Here is a 16,289-nt window from a genome sequence, read left to right as displayed (position 1 = left end):
GTTACCTACGTTAATACAGGCCCAAAATTTAAGTTTACCGGTTAAACGTTCTCGTTTGCCGGTAATCGTTAGTTTTTAAATTCGAGAAATTATTATGAAACGCGTTTTTTATGTCATCACTACCCTAGCTTTGTTGGTAGGTGCGATTGGGTGTTCGTCTGAGTCTGAACAGGCGGGCGCAGGGCAGCAAGCCATGCCGCCACAGTCTGTATCGGTGCTTACTATTGCACGCCAAGCGGTAACCCATGAAATGATTCTGCCAGGAAGGGTTACGCCATCTCGTCAGTCTCAGGTTCGCCCTCAGGTTGATGGAGTGATTACAGAGCGTTTATTTGAAGAAGGTGCGCAGGTTGAAAAAGGCCAGCAACTTTATCAAATTGATGATGCGCGTTATCGTGCTCAATTAAACAGCACCATTGCTGACGTTAAAAGTGCACAAGCGAATTTAAAAACCTTAGAAGCGAAAGCTCGCCGCTACGATGACCTAATTAAACAAAATGCCATCAGTCGCCAAGAATACGACGATGTTATTGCGCAAAAGGAACAAGCACAGGCAGCGATTAGTGTTGCTCAAGCGGCGGTAGATTTAGCACGAGTTAACTTAGGCTATACCAAGGTGTATGCGCCAATTAGCGGCCGTATCAGTCGCTCGTTTGTGACAGAAGGTACACTCGCGACCACAAACCAAACGCAGCAACTTGCCACTATTACGCAGTTAAACCCTATCTTCATCGATATGCAGGAGTCGGGTCGAGCCATACTGACCCTTCGCCAAGCCATGCAAGAACAAGGCTCGATGCCTGTGGAATTGACTGTGGACGAGGCCACGGGTAAGAAATACGAACACATAGGTAGCGTGAAGTTTTCGGAAGTTACCGTGGATGAAAGTACCGGTTCAGTCGCCCTTCGCGCCGAAATGCCAAATCCAGACGGGTTGTTGTTACCAGGCTTATTCGTGAAAGGCCACGTTATTACCGGTACAGAACAGGCTCTACTAGTACCGCAGCGCGCTACGATGCGTCAACAAGACGGTTCATTGTCAGTCTATGTGGTGAACAGTAATGACGTGGTAGAAGCGCGTGCACTAAAAACTAGCGACATCTACAAAGACCAATATATTGCCACCTCGGGTATCAAAGAGGGCGATAGACTTATTGTTTCTGGTTACCAAAAAGTGAAACCTGGCAGTAAAGTAAACACCAGCGAGTGGCAGTCATCGTCACGCGGCTCACGTTAAGATAGGATTAGTTTACTATGGCTCGCTTTTTTATCGACAGACCCGTCTTTGCGTGGGTACTTGCAATTATTACGATGATGGCAGGTGTACTTGCCATTTATACCCTGCCAATTGAGCAATACCCTAAAGTTGCGCCACCCACGGTGACGATTACTGCAACTTACCCAGGGGCTTCAGCAGAAACTGTTGAGAACTCGGTCACGCAGGTGGTTGAGCAAAACTTATCAGGCATCGATAACTTACGTTATTTCTCTGCCAGTAGCTCAAATAGCAGTATGTCTATTAGCCTTACTTTTGAGCCGGGAACTGACCCAGATATTGCGCAAGTTCAAACTCAAAATAAAGTGCAAGCGGCACTGCCATTGCTGCCGACACAGGTGCAGCAACAAGGTGTCACGGTTGCAAAGTCAAACTCAGCGTTTTCGTTAGCCATTGGTTTTTATGACGAAACGGGGCAAATGAGTCAGTACGACTTAAGTGATTTATTGGTATCTCAATTTCGCGATTCAGTCTCCCGTGTTAACGGCGTGGGAAGCGTGCGGGTATTTGGTGCCCAGCGTTCAATGCGAATCTGGTTAGATCCAGACAAACTGTACAGCTACAACTTAACGCCGGTAGATGTACAAGCTGCTGTAGAAGTGCAAAACACCGATGTATCTGCGGGGCAACTCGGGGGCTTACCTGCCATTCAAGGCCAGCAAATTAATGCGACTATTCAAGCTCAGTCACGCTTACAAACCGTCGATGATTTTGAAAGCATCGTGCTGCGGGTAAATACCGATGGTTCTCAAGTTCGAGTTCGCGATGTTGCACGGGTTGAACTAGGTGCAGAAAGCTACGATGTAATCGTTCGATACGACCGTCACCCTGCCTCAGGTATGGCGATTAGCTTAGCGTCAGGTGCGAACGCGCTAGATACTATCAATGCGGTAAAGCAACGAGTTGAAGAGCTACGAGTCAACCTACCAGACAGCGTAAAAGTGGTTTATCCGGTAGATGCTTCACCCTTTATCGAATTGTCGATTGAGTCAGTGGTACACACGCTGATTGAAGCTGTGGTTTTGGTATTCTTCGTCATGCTGCTATTTTTGCAGAATTGGCGCGCTACCCTTATTCCTACTATCGCGGTTCCGGTGGTATTGCTAGGTACCTTTGCAGTACTACTGGCATTTGGTTACAGCATTAACGTATTAACTATGTTTGCCATGGTGCTAGCCATTGGTTTGCTAGTGGATGACGCTATTGTCGTGGTTGAAAACGTTGAACGTATTATGGAAGAAGAGGGCTTACCGCCCGCTGAAGCCACTAAAAAATCCATGACACAAATTACCGGTGCGCTAGTAGGTATTGCCGCGGTGTTATCGACGGTATTTATTCCTATGGCCTTTTTCAGTGGTTCTGCTGGGGCTATTTATCGCCAGTTCTCAATTACTATCGTGTCTGCCATGGGCTTTTCGGTTTTGGTGGCAATTATATTGTCGCCTTCATTGTGTGCCACGCTGCTAAAACAACACGATCCTGAACATGACAAAGACAAAGGCTTCTTTGGTTGGTTTAACCGCACATTCAACAAAGGCCGCGACCGCTATCAGCGTACCACTACCCACATGGCGAAACGTGCTAAGCGTTACTTTGCGGTATACGGTATTTTAGTCGCCGGAATGGCATATATCTTTGCCCAATTACCTGGTGCATTCTTACCCGATGAAGATCAAGGCCGCCTAATGGTGCTAATAAGTACGCCTCCTGGTGCAACTGCTGGGCGTACCTTAGAGTCGGTTAAAAAGGCAGAAGACTTTTTCTTAGACCAAGAGCAAAGTGCGGTTAACGGATTATTTACGGTTGTCGGTTTTAGTTTTGCTGGCCAAGCTCAAAATGCCGGTATGGGTTTTGTAAACTTGAATGACTGGAGTGTACGAGATGAAAGTGACTCAGCATTTGCGCTGGTAGGTCGCGCCTTTGGCGCATTTAGTCAAATTGAAGATGCTTCTGCATTTCCTATTGTGCCACCGCCCATTATGGAATTAGGTAACGCCACAGGCTTTGATATGCAGCTTGTGGATCGTGGAAGTAATGGTCATGTGGCCTTGATGAATGCCCGCAATCAATTGTTAGGCATGGCTGCGCAAAACCCTAAACTAGCTGGTGTTCGCCCCAATGGATTAAGCGACGTGCCTCAGTTTAAGGTGAATATAGACAGTGAAAAAGCATCTGCGTTGGGGTTAAACCTAAGTGAAATAAACAGTGCACTGCAAATTGCGTGGGGCTCAAGTTACGTAAACGACTTTATTGATAAAGGCCGTATAAAACGCGTTTATATGCAAGCGGATGCAAAATATCGCATGTCGCCAGACGATTTAGACAAGTGGTTTGTGCGTAACGCCGACGGAGACATGGTGGCCTTCAGTACCTTCGCGTCTACTGAGTGGGTGTATGGCTCGCCGAAATTAGAGCGTTTTAACGGTATATCATCGGTCAACATTCAAGGTAGCCCCGCTGAAGGTATTTCATCTGGTGAAGCCATGGAGGAGATGGAGAAGCTAGTCGCTCAATTGCCTGATGGTTATGCCATTGAATGGTCCGGCCTATCTTTTGAAGAACAACAAGCAGGCTCGCAAGCGCCTATGCTGTATGCTATTTCTATTCTCATTGTATTTTTATGTCTAGCGGCATTGTATGAGAGTTGGTCTGTGCCCTTTGCAGTAATGCTAGTGGTACCTTTGGGTATATTAGGGTCGGTAACGGCTGCGTTCTTATTCAATTTACCAAACGATGTTTACCTACAAGTTGCGTTTTTGACCACAGTGGGTCTGGCGGCGAAAAATGCCATTCTTATTGTTGAGTTCGCGAAAGAGCAATACGAAGAAGGCATTGATTTAATGACGGCGGTATCAAATGCGGCTTCTCAGCGTTTTCGCCCCATATTAATGACATCTATGGCCTTTATACTCGGTGTAACACCGCTGGCAATGGCTAGCGGTGCAGGTTCAGCAAGCCAAAACGCGATAGGTATTGCGGTGATGGGGGGCATGTTTGCTGCCACCTTCTTAGCCATTTTCTTTGTACCTATGTTCTACGTGATGGTTGAAAAGCTGTTTCATAAACAAGATAAATAACTTAGACGTTGAGGTTTTACGATGACTACTGTCATTTTTTCTCATGGAAAAGAAAGTGGCCCTTGGGGCAGTAAGATCACTACATTGTCTAACGTAGCTAGCGATGTTGGCTTTGATGTTATTAGTGTGGATTATCAGGATTTACCTTCGCCAGAAGATCGCATCACCCGATTGGTTGATACGGTAGAAGCGCAAGGCAATGAAGTTATACTGGTAGGATCTAGTATGGGCGGTTACGTGTCTTTGGTGGCCGCTGAGCGTGTGTCTGCACGGGGTTTATTTTTACTAGCGCCGGCGCTGTATATGCCAAGCTACGAAGTGCAAGAATATAACTACACCGGAAAAACGAGTGTAATCCACGGCTGGAATGATGATGTCATTCCTGTTAGCCACAGTATAGATTATGCGAAGTTGCGTAATTCTCAGTTGTTACTGCTAGAAGACGGTCACAGACTGTCGAAAAGCATGTTTGCGATATCGCCTTTCTTTCGCAATTGGTTGCATCCGTTTACACTGAACTAACGGAAGCTTTGCTGCTGTAACGTTTTTCCTGTTGTCTTACCAGCTTGGTAACGCACAACAGGAAAAATGTGTCATTATAGCGGTACAGATTAGCGGGAATAAGGCCGAGGGTATGGCAATAGGTTTACCGTCTGAACCAGATTGGAAAGCGCTGATAAAGTCGGGTTGTCGATTATTTGTGGGTGGTAATGCATCAGTACCTTACGCACTGATTCAGCACCTAATTGATAATAGCGATGGCTTTAGCGATATTGAACTAGTACACATGCTTGCACTTGGCGATACGCGCTGGGTCAATGATGAGTACAAAAATCTATTTAAAGCCAATACCTTCTTTATTGGTGGTCAAGCGATGCGGCAAGCTGTTGATGAAGGCCGAGCCGATTACACCCCAGTTTTTCTCTCTGAAATTTCAAGTTTGTTTAGTGATGGCACGCTGTCTTTAGACGCCGCGCTGGTAAATGTAAGTCCTCCTGATGAATTCGGCTATTGCTCCTTAGGTGCGGCGGTTGATATTGCCATGTCGGCAGTGCGTCAAAGTAAATATGTGATTGCACAAATTAACCCGCAAGTTCCCCGAACGGCTGGTCATTCCTATATTCACGTCAGTGAAATTACCGCATGTATTGAAGCGAACGAACCCTTAGTTGAAGTTATGCCGCCACCTATTGATAGCGTGGCCGAACGTATTGGGCAGTACGTTTCCATGTTGGTTGATGATGGCGCTACCTTGCAATTTGGTATTGGTAAAATTCCAAGTGCCACCCTTAAATACCTGTGCCATCACAAAGATTTAGGTATTCACAGCGAAATGCTTACCGACAGTATTATTGAGTTGTTAGCATCAGGTGCGGTTACTAATAAGAAAAAAACCTTCCACCCAGGCAAGGTGGTAACCAGTTTCGCTATTGGTACCCGTAAGCTCTACGATTTAATCGATAACAACCCGCATATTGAATTTTACCCTAGCAGTTATGTGAATAAACCCACCAATGTTGCCAAGAACGACAATATGGTGGCGATTAATAGTGCGTTGGAAGTCGATTTAACGGGGCAGGTGGTTGCCGACTCGCTAGGATATGATTTTTATAGTGGTATTGGGGGGCAGGTCGATTTTGTAACAGGCGCATCTATTAGCAAAGGGGGGAAAGCCATTATTGCGCTGCCATCAACGGCAAAAAATGAAACCATATCTCGCATTACGCCACGTCTTGCTGAAGGGGCTGGGGTAGTAACCTCGCGGGGCAACGTGCAATATGTTGTTACCGAGTACGGTATTGCGTCTCTTAAAGGTAAAAGTATTCGTGAGCGAGCGCTAGAGCTTATTCGAGTAGCGCACCCTAAGTTCAGATCTCAGCTATTGGAAGAAGTCAGGCAGCATTATTGGGTACCGCATTACCAAGAAAAGTACCCGACAGATATTCCCGAGCTAGGCGCTATTCAGCTTAAACGGCTAAATATTCAAGGCGAAAAATTTTATATGCGCCCGCTGAATCCCGCTGATGAACGCCGCCTTCAAGAGTTTTTTTATTCGCACACCAAAGAAACCCTGCGACTTCGCTACAACTACGACCCCAAACAAATGTCGAGAGAGAAGTCGTGTAACTTGGTGAGTGTAGATCAAACCTCTGACGTGGCCTTGTGCATAGTGCGCCAAGAAGGGTCTCGAATTACCATTCATGCCGTGGGCCGGTTTTATTACAACGCCAGCAATAACTCCTGTGAAGTGGCGTTTGTTACCCGAGAAACACAGCAGGGTAAAGGCATGGCAAGTCGGCTGTTGAACGAACTCATTCGTATAGCGAAAGCGCGTGAAATAAATCAAATGGTGGCCTATGTCAGGGGAGAAAATACCCCCATGATCACAATCTTTGAACAAATGCAGTTTAAACGGCTTTTTACCGGTGACCCCAGTGACGTTGAATTGGTATTAAACGTGAGTGAGTTACCATGACCATTCGAATTTATCGCACTAAACATGGCGTTAAACATGACTTAGGCTCAGAGCATCCTGAGTCGCCAGATAGGTTATATGCAATAGACGACCAGCTATTAGCATCGGGTTTAGAAATGGTGTGTGAACACGCGGATGCAAAGCCTATCGCTGAGGCTTACCTTACCTTGGCGCATAGCCCAGAGTACGTGCAAAGTGTATTTGCCCGGGCGCAGCATCTGTCTGCATCAGCAAAAGCACACCCTGATGCAAATCATAAAGACAACAACCCAGTCACTTGGTTAGATGATGATACCGGCATGATGGAATATACTTTGCCCGCCGCATTAGAATCGGCAGGGGCAGGTTGTAATGCCGTAGATTGGGCCATGCAGGGCGATGATAGGCAGGCCTTTTGTTTAGCGCGTCCGCCTGGGCATCATGCTACCTACGATGGCTCAATGGGCTTTTGCCTATTTAATAATGTAGCCATAGCTGCACGCTATGCTCTACAAAACTATCAGCTTTCTCGTGTGGCAATTATCGATTTCGATGTTCATCACGGTAATGGCACTGAAAATATTATCGCAGGGGATCAACGCATCATGATGTGTTCTAGTTTTCAGCACCCGTTTTATCCTCATAGCGGTGCGCCTGTGTCAGCAAGCAATATTTTATCTGTGCCTATAGAAGCGGGTTCTACCGGCGAAGTATTTCGAGAAAAAGTATCCCATTGGTTTAATGCGCTAGAGAATTTTCATCCCGAGCTTATCTTTATATCGGCAGGATTTGATGGCCATGCTGAAGACCCTATGGCGCATCTTCGCCTTACCGAAGATGACTATTTTTGGGTGAGCCAGCGCATCAGGCGAGTTGCTGATATATGCTGTAATGGCCGTGTTGTGAGTACGCTTGAGGGGGGGTATGACTTAAGTGCGCTTGGGCGCAGTGTGGTGGCACATTTGAAAGGGCTATCTCACCCCTAACCGTGCGGGCTGCAAAAACACCCATCAGCTTCGGTTTTCACCACGGCATTGATGTAAGACGAACTTGTTGCATACCCGCTAATTTCATCCACTAAATTTTTACCGGTAAAACAACCGTACCCCGTAGCGTAAGGCCCTAAATAGCGAAGGTTATACTGGGTGTCTACAACAATAAGGGTAGGTACCGAAGGCAATATAGAGGCGAGTTCTGGCACATCTTCAATGTCTAGCGTCAAGCCGCTGTAGCCTAATTGACCTAGGTTGTTGATCAGCTGAGTTTGATGAGAATCGGTAAGGGTGTCGCAATAACACTTTTCCTGCGTACCCACATGAACAATACTGCCAGCAGGCACATCATAGTCTTTAAGCAGAGATATCAACGAAGCGTCAAAGGTGACGCTTGTTGATTGATGCAGCAAGGTGCCTTTAGGGTCGAACTCAGAAATTTGACGCTGGCTATAAAACAAAACAGCACTTAGTAAACTAATTGCCCATACCAGCAACAGCGTCCAACTTCCCTTTTTCGACATTACAGCTTAAAGCGACCTATAGCACCGCGCATTTGTTGTGAAATTTGAGACAAAATTTCCACTTCTGCTGACAACGATTCCGCCGTAGCGAGCTCTTCAGAAGTCAGTTCACTTAACCGAGCTGTACTTTGTGCGATGGAAGCCGATGCGGTTTCTTGCTCAACGGCAGAGGTCGCAATTTCAGTCATGCTTTCACTGGCAAACTGAATTTGCGTGGTGATTTCAGACATTGCTTGGGTAGCAGTATCAGCCGACAGTACAGCTTCATCAACAAGCTGAATACAGGTTTGCATCTGGTCTACCGAACTTGCCGTTTGACTTACTAATTGCTCGGTTACCGAGGTGATTTGATCAGCACTTTCTTTTGAACGAATGGCCAAGGTACGCACTTCATCAGCAACCACTGCAAACCCTCTACCGTGCTCACCAGCACGCGCCGACTCGATGGCCGCGTTTAGCGCCAGTAGGTTAGTCTGCTCTGCTACTGACGTTATGGCACGCATGGCTTCTGAAATGTGTGAACATTGTTCGTTAAGTGCAGTGTTAGTTTTTGCGGCATCATTTAGCGTACTACGCAGCGAATCTATGGTTCGACTGGTGGACACGATAGAGTCGCGAGTTGAACCTGAAGAGGCCTCTGCCGCAGACGCTTTGTCACTAGCGCGGGTTGTCTGTTCGGCAGACATTTGCATGGTTTGCGCAATTTCTTCAGACGAAGCAGACACCATGGCAATTTCTTGGTCGGTATTGCGGCTAATCTCAAACATATTGCTAGCCGCCGTTTCCATTTTCTCACAACCTTTAACGACTTCATTCATTAATGAAGACGCTAAAGCAACCAAGTCTTTAACTTGGTCAATAAGTTCGCCAAATGGACGAAGTATTTCGTTTTCTCTCTCAAAGGATACAGATAAATCTATTTGCCCTTCAGATTTCTGCATATTCTCTATAGCGATACGTAACTCTGCGGCGCCAGCACCTTCTTGATGGGCTTGTTTGGTCATGTACATCAAAAGGCCACCTTCCGCTACTGCAAAAGCCGCGTGCATTAATAATATAGGGAACGTTAGGTCTCCCTCTTGAAAGATAAATACAGGAGCACCTTGCGTAGCAAGAATATAAAAGCTGATGTGATGTACCGCAACCACGGCAGTGGCGGTTGCAATAACCTTCCAGTCTCTGAAATAAGAAAGAAACGCCAGTGTCACGAATATTTCAAAGTGCATTTCAATAAGCCCGAAGGTTTGATGAATATGCAGCGCTGTGAGTAATTGTATGCCAATGGCAACCGCACGACGGCTAATAACCGACTGGGGCTGTTGAAAGCTGAAGTAAAGAGGTAGAGCAGCGATAGGAATGCCAAGCACCACGGCAGTGAAGATATCGCCTGTCACGAAGCCAATAACAAAAGAAATGACTAGTTGGATCAGTATTACCACTCGAAAGATCTTGTGTCCTTCTAGTATCCAAGGGTACTGCATATTGTTTTCTCTCCACTAAAGCAGTTTGCCTAAGTGTAGGCAAGAAATGCAAAGCGCGCTATTTTGACCAATCATACGATTAAAAAAATTAAAATCTATTAGCCTTTGTACTAATGCGTTGAATGTTAATTATTTTTAATGAATTTTAATGGTTGGTTAAACGCTAGCTACAGCCAGCGCTTCCACAGCATCGCTACCAACATGCAGATGCTTAGCGCTCCCATTCCAAGCATTAAATATAAAAAAGCATTGGCAGATTCGGTACCCGGTAATCCGCCTACGTTCATGCCGAACACACCCGTTAAAAACGACAAGGGCAAGAAAATCGCCGTTACCATCGACAATACGTACATGCGCACGCCTTGTTGTTCCGCTATTCGGTTTCGCAATTCGTCTTGAAGTACAATTGCTCTTTCTCGCAATAAGTCCATATCTTCTACATACCGGCTCATGCGGTCGGTTTGCTCACGCAGTTCAAAACTCTGATTTTGCGATAACGCATCGGGTAAACGAAGTAGGGCATCTAACGCATCACGTTGTGGCGCAAGGTAGCGCCTGATAGATGCGGCTTGGCGTCTTACAATAGATAAATTTTGCCTATCTTCCTTTCGAAGTTGTTCACGGGTTTCAAACCCTACTAGGCTCTCGTCCATTTCATCTACCGTGTCCAAAATGGTGTCAGCGACTTTTGTGATCATGTTCAGCAATAGTGCTGATGGGCTTATAGGTACCTGTGCCGAAGCTATTTCATCTCGAAGGTTTTGAATGGAGGCTAATCGCCTGTTTTTACGCCGAGCACTTACAATAATATTTTTGTTGTACCACGTACGTAGCGACACCATATCTTCTGGGTCGGCATCAGGGTTTTTATTGATGCCTCGCAAATACACCAAGGTTCCCTGATGTAGGGTCATGGCTCTTGGCCTTGTCTCTAAAGCAAGTAAGCTGTCTATAACCGTTTGGTGTAAGCCACTAGATTGCAATAAGGTGCCAGCGTCTTCAGCATCTGATTGGACATGCAACCAAAGGTATTCATCGCTGAACGAACATTGTGCTAAGGCGTCGGGAATGGCTTTCGCTTCAATGGTTTTAGTTTCACCATTGGGAGATAGTAAATAAGCCCATAATAAGGCTTGAGGAGTTGAGGCTGCGTGCATATGAACCATTACCATCAGAAAAAGTTACCTCATACTACGCAGAGATAAAGCCGCTTGCCATCTAAAAACAAACGCGCCTGTATGAACAAGGCGCGTTTGGTTTTTACGTTGGTGGCGTGTTTGCCTCAACCGGTTTAGTCTCAACCTACTTCTGTGAATGAGATTTGCTTTGCCCGCTTCTGTTACGGTTAACGTTGCTTTGCCTGCTTACGCTTCTCTCTCGACTTACGCTTCTGTCACGACTAGTGCTGCGATCAACATTTCGTGTAGCACGTTGTTGCGACATTGACGAACGGTTAGACGCTGTACGAGTATCCCTAGTTTGCGTATTTCTAGCGCTAGTTTGCGCCCGCTTTACATGAGTAGAAGCGCCTTGCTGGTACTTCTGCCCTGAAGCCTTATTACTCTCACGCTTCATGGTCTTAGTAGTCGTGACTGTTCGTGGTGTTTTTAACTGCTTGTTTGCCACATTTACATTGCGCGAAGTTTGCCCTTTAAGTTGGTTATTGTGTTGTATGTTTCGATGATTATTTTGAGAAATGCTTGTCTGCGTGTGCCTTGAAGACTTAGCGTTGATAACCCTAGTGTTACCACGCTCGTTGCTTCTTACTTTCACTGAACGATTGGCGCTATATCGTTTAGGCGCACTATGTACTACGCGGTTAGAGTAGCGGGCTCTGCGGTGGTCAGCATTATGCTGCCAGCGCTGATAACCTTTGCTATAAACGCGTTTATTGGGGGTGCCTCTGTAATAATGGCGCACTGGTTCTCTGTGGATCACTACATGGCGATTGCTCCAACGAATACCACCAAAATAGAAGAAGCTTGAAAGCCTAACTTGCGGTGCCCAGAAAAAATTCCCGCGATGACGGTAGCTAACCCTATGATGCCAGTGCACAGGCGCTATGGCATGAGACCAAAGCCCAAACACAATAAGCGGGTCGTAGTAAGGCACGTAAACCACATCTCTATGGCGAGGTGCGATAACAATCACGCTGCGCTCTTGTTCTATCTCACGTTCGACTTCAAGATAATCATTCGATTGTAAGTTACCGGTGTTAAGGGCGTGTTGGCGAAGCAACTGCACTCTATCCAGTACACGGGCTTCACTAATTAGCACGTTATCACCAAGTTGCTGTAACCAATTAAGATCTTCGGCCATGGTGTGCAGAATATCGGTAAATGCAGCCAAGGCTTTTACACTCGGATCCCAAGTAACCGGGTCTAGCGCTTGCTCTACTTGTTCAGGGGTAAGGTGCAAATTGCTTTGACGCCACCTGTCTGCTGCCACTACATCAAGAGGGTAGGTGGCCGCAATCATAATATGAGTAAGCAAGGTGTCAGGGTAAAGTGCAATAGGCGCAAGTAAGCTATCTAGCTCAGCGTCTGAATACTGGTAGTTATCTACCTTAGTTTCTGGCTCAACTGATGCTGAAGCCAGCATGGGGAATGAAGTAGATAGGGTTCCCATGGCTACGAGTAAAGCTAAAGTCAGTTTTTTCATACGTTCTCCTTACATTACTCTGCATGGAAATGCTTAAACTAAGCACTTTTTACAGGCAATGTCACAAAGTCTGTATGTGTTATAACGCTTCTGGTATTAACGTAACCTGAACCAACCTGAATTAATGTTATTCAGGTTGGAATAGATTGAATGGAAAAGTGACTTACTTAAAAGAGTGGGGGTCGAATGCATGTCCAAGTTTTTCAGTCTTGGTTTTGATGTAGTTCTTATTGTCTTTTGTAATACCATGATCGATAGGTTTACGTGCCACTACATCAATGCCTAACGATTTTAACGCCGCTAGCTTCTTGGGATTATTGGTCATCAACTCAACGCGCTGTACACCCAAGGTATCAAGCATTAGCTTACAAATATCATAGCTACGTAAGTCGGCATCAAAACCTAAATGTTCGTTGGCTTCAACCGTATCCATGCCGCTATCTTGTAAATTATAAGCGCGAATTTTATTCAGCAACCCAATACCACGACCTTCCTGACGAAGGTAAAGCAACACACCAAAACCATTTTCGGCAATGTTTTGCATGGCTTTTTCTAACTGAAAACCACAGTCGCAACGGGTGCTGAAAAGTGCATCTCCCGTTAGACACTCAGAATGAATGCGGATCGGCACTACATCGTTTTCTTTCCATTCACCATAGGAAAGCGCCACGTGCTCCTGTCCACTGGTTTCAACGAAACCATGGATTTTAAAATTACCATGACGAGTGGGTAATTTTGCGGAACTGACATATTCGTATTTAGGTTGTTTGCTGCTCATGTTACTTCTACACCTGGATCATAAGCGTTATGTGGGGGTGTTCTTGCCTTTTACAAGGGCTTGAGACAGGTACAGCTCCCCATTCATTAATTCGCGAATGTTACAATATACCCCTTTTAAAGTGTAGCAATACCATAGCCTAATCGGTTTTAGGTTATAACGGTTTGAAGTCGTCAAGCAACGCGGGCTCAGCTACACCGTAACCTTGGGCGAAATCGATGCCCATATTACCTAGCTGTGTCATAGTGGCATCAGACTCTACAAACTCACCTACAGTCTGCATTCCTAGGGCTTTGGCGACATCTTTAATGGAAGACACCATAGCGACATCAACAGGATCTGCTCGCATGTCTTTAATGAAGGTACCGTCAATTTTGACAATATCGACAGGCAGGTGTTTTAGATAACCATATGACGCAAACCCTCTGCCAAAATCATCTAACGCAAATGAACAGCCTAAACGATGGAAAGTACGCATGAAGTCGATAGTGTATTCCATCTTGATAATGGCGACAGACTCAATCATCTCGAAGCAAATTTTATCGTAAGGTATTTTATAACGCTCAAACGCGTTTAACACGAAAAGTTTGAAGTCTCTGTCGGCTAAGGAATGGCAGTTTAAATTAATACTACAGCGCTTGAGTTCAGCCAAATGCTCGGGATGCTCACTTAGCCAATTAAAGGTATTAACAATAACCCACTTATCTATTTTCACGTTCATCTCGAAGCGTTCAGCGGTAGGCAGAAATGCGGCGGGCTCTACAATGCGACCATCAGTTTCTTTCATGCGCAGAAGCACTTCATAATAATGGCCGTCATTGGGTCGACTTAATGGTCTAAGCGGCTGGTAGTAAAGTAAGAATCTGTCTTCTGATAATGCCGATTGAATGCTGTTTACCCAATCCAGCTCATTTTGGTAGCGCAGCATGCTTTCATCGTCTTTGCTGTACTTATGAATTTGATTACGCCCCTGCTCTTTGGCATAATAACACGCGGCATCTGCCATGCAGATATATTGCTCTGCACTGGCGTCGGGGTCGGTGCACACTACCATGCCAATGCTAACCCCCAAGCTAAATATGCGGTTTTCCCATGAAAAGCGGTAATCCTGAACGGCATTTAATAATGCGGTTGCCTGTAAGTAAGCTTGTTCTTCAGGCTGGTTTTCAAAAATAACACCAAATTCATCGCCGCTTATCCGCGCTAGCATTGCCTCATTAGGAAGTGATTTTTCTAGCAAGTGAGCAATATCTTTAATAAGGGCATCGCCTGCCTTATGACCAGAGGTGTCGTTAACAATTTTAAAGCGATCTAAATCGAGATACAGCACGCACGGTGGAATGGGTGACTTCTCGCTTAGTCTAGCGGTCAGAGTAGTTTCAAACTGACGCCTATTATAAACTCCAGTTAGCGAGTCGTGTGTCGCCATAAATTGTAGACTAGAGTCTGACTGCTTTTTCTCCGTAACATCGATAATAGAGCCATATAAAAAACTACCACTTTCATTTTCTCGTACCTGACAAGATATGGAAAACCAAAATGCACTACCGTTGGCGCGCATTCCTTTAATTTCCCGCGCCGCTACCTGCCCGCTATGAAGTAGTTCTCCTACCAGTACGTCGCGGTCTTCCGCATTAGCGTAAAACTGCTTGGTGTTTTTTACTTCTGCTAACATTTTCGCTTCATCGGTATAGCCAAACAGGGCGCACATGGCAGGGTTAACTGTCTTTAATTCCCCGTCTAGGGTAGAGGTGTAAAGGCCTTCACTGGAATTTCTAAACAAATCGTAAAAGTGATGAAGGCTGCTGATCGTAGCTTCACTTTCAGACAATCGTAACCGGCTCACGTTCTGCTCTTTTAATTCAACGGCAAACCCGATGCAAAGAAGGGACAAGGTCAGCAGGGTTAGAATAATCATGACAATGGGGGCGGTGTAAAAGGCATTGTCGAAGGCGATTTTTACGAATACCGCATAAAGCATGAATACGAACACCCAGGCGAAGGCGAACAATCGGCTTGATGCAAGATTTTGTTTATCCTTAAAAATAAATGCTAAGCCAATATGATAAGCAGCAATAAACGGGCTGGCGGCAAAAAGGATGCGGGTTGCATCGTACGCGCTCGTTGATACTGCCGCGATAGCCATACCAATAGGGAGTGCAAAGGTAAGTATTCTTAGCACTAATGGAATAGGGGAAAACAAACTGTGGGTCACTTTTGCGAGTGTCACAAAGCTAAGGCTAATGAGTACCGCAAAGGTTATTTCGCTCGCATTAGTTAAAGAAGGCCATGTCGCAAGCCCGCCTTGCGCCATAAAAAACAGCGCAAACAATACAAAGTTGGTTACCGCCAACCAGAAACGGGCTGGGGTGCGCTGATATAAGTAAGACAGCAGGAAATAGCCAGTTAATACCGTGAGCATACCCAGTACGATGCCAAGTAGAATAAGCAAGGTTTCATCGTATTGTTCAATCGCCTGTTTTTCCCATAGCGAAATTGGGAAATAGCGAAGACCATCATCATATACGCCAATAACCAGCCGAACATTTTCTTGTGGCGTTAGTGAAAAGCTTAAGCGGATGGCAGAGAAAGGTTTCTTTAGTGAAAAATCCCCTTTACCCGCTTGGTAACGATAAGACTTAATGATTCGAGCATTGCCATCAAGCAAATAAATTTGAAGGTCGTTAATATTAAGCCTGTCTATATTTAGCACTAGGGGAATAGTGCTAAATCCCTCGTTCCTTAATTCATTAGAAATCCAGAGTCGACTATTATTTCTATCAAGCGGAATACTGCTGGTTAAGGGGCTAGAAGGATGAAGGACATCTAAGTACGTCATGGATTTATGCGCGACAAAAAACGAACTGCTTTCGTTAATGGTGGCGACACGAAAAGATTGGTCAATGGTAAGCTCTGATGCAACAGCCGAATTTTGGATGGCGTCGCTTAACGCCCAAGTAGATAAGGTGATACAAGCAATGAAGAATGCCAACATTCCTTTTCTTTTGAATGGCATAGCTACCTTATTAACGTAAATTCTCAAAG

Annotated in this window: 11 protein-coding genes; 5 read left to right on the top strand and 6 right to left on the bottom strand. The window is 45.5% G+C overall.

What is annotated here, in order from left to right:
* The first annotated feature begins 94 nt into the window (after positions 1–94).
* The 5 genes from AAC006_RS10495 to AAC006_RS10475 all read left to right on the top strand — a co-directional run bounded on the left by AAC006_RS10495 (position 95) and on the right by AAC006_RS10475 (position 7,794).
* Positions 95–1,237, top strand: a complete 1,143-nt coding sequence (locus tag AAC006_RS10495) for an efflux RND transporter periplasmic adaptor subunit (protein WP_013786043.1) — start codon at positions 95–97, stop codon at positions 1,235–1,237.
* Between the two features lie 17 nt (positions 1,238–1,254).
* Positions 1,255–4,353, top strand: coding sequence for an efflux RND transporter permease subunit (locus AAC006_RS10490; RefSeq protein WP_126872659.1), 3,099 nt, complete (start codon positions 1,255–1,257; stop codon positions 4,351–4,353).
* 21 nt (positions 4,354–4,374) lie between these two features.
* Positions 4,375–4,875: a YqiA/YcfP family alpha/beta fold hydrolase gene (locus tag AAC006_RS10485; protein WP_013786041.1), complete on the top strand. Its 501-nt coding sequence runs from the start codon at positions 4,375–4,377 to the stop codon at positions 4,873–4,875.
* A gap of 112 nt (positions 4,876–4,987) precedes the next feature.
* The gene (locus tag AAC006_RS10480; protein ID WP_013786040.1) at positions 4,988–6,829 is read left to right on the top strand and encodes a bifunctional acetyl-CoA hydrolase/transferase family protein/GNAT family N-acetyltransferase; all 1,842 of its coding nucleotides are present in this window, start codon (positions 4,988–4,990) and stop codon (positions 6,827–6,829) included.
* Positions 6,826–7,794: a histone deacetylase family protein gene (locus tag AAC006_RS10475; protein WP_208805193.1), complete on the top strand. Its 969-nt coding sequence runs from the start codon at positions 6,826–6,828 to the stop codon at positions 7,792–7,794. The genes AAC006_RS10480 and AAC006_RS10475 overlap by 4 nt, the downstream gene beginning before the upstream one ends.
* Here the strand turns inward: AAC006_RS10475 and AAC006_RS10470 are convergent.
* From AAC006_RS10470 to AAC006_RS10445, 6 genes are all read right to left on the bottom strand, one after another.
* Complete coding sequence (locus tag AAC006_RS10470; protein ID WP_208805194.1) at positions 7,791–8,324, bottom strand: DUF6436 domain-containing protein; 534 nt, start codon at positions 8,322–8,324, stop codon at positions 7,791–7,793. The two genes, AAC006_RS10475 and AAC006_RS10470, sit on opposite strands and share 4 nt — an antisense overlap.
* Complete coding sequence (locus AAC006_RS10465; RefSeq protein ID WP_208805195.1) at positions 8,324–9,805, bottom strand: methyl-accepting chemotaxis protein; 1,482 nt, start codon at positions 9,803–9,805, stop codon at positions 8,324–8,326. The genes AAC006_RS10470 and AAC006_RS10465 overlap by 1 nt, the downstream gene beginning before the upstream one ends.
* Positions 9,806–9,972: 167 nt before the next feature.
* Positions 9,973–10,962: a zinc transporter ZntB gene (locus tag AAC006_RS10460; protein WP_082605070.1), complete on the bottom strand. Its 990-nt coding sequence runs from the start codon at positions 10,960–10,962 to the stop codon at positions 9,973–9,975.
* 145 nt (positions 10,963–11,107) lie between these two features.
* Positions 11,108–12,466 (bottom strand): DUF3300 domain-containing protein, encoded by a 1,359-nt coding sequence (locus AAC006_RS10455; RefSeq protein ID WP_126872656.1) that lies wholly within the window; start codon positions 12,464–12,466, stop codon positions 11,108–11,110.
* A 163-nt stretch (positions 12,467–12,629) separates the two neighbouring features.
* A complete protein-coding gene (gene ribA, locus AAC006_RS10450; RefSeq protein WP_013786034.1) occupies positions 12,630–13,244 on the bottom strand; it encodes a GTP cyclohydrolase II in 615 nt (204 codons plus the stop codon).
* Between the two features lie 154 nt (positions 13,245–13,398).
* Entirely contained in the window at positions 13,399–16,239 is a 2,841-nt protein-coding gene (locus AAC006_RS10445) for an EAL domain-containing protein (RefSeq protein ID WP_126872655.1), read from the bottom strand.
* Positions 16,240–16,289 lie beyond the last annotated feature (50 nt).

It is taken from the genome of uncultured Alteromonas sp., assembly GCF_963976965.1.
GTDB classification, from domain to species: Bacteria; Pseudomonadota; Gammaproteobacteria; order Enterobacterales; family Alteromonadaceae; genus Alteromonas; species Alteromonas naphthalenivorans.
This window is presented reverse-complemented; position numbering and strand designations above follow the sequence as displayed.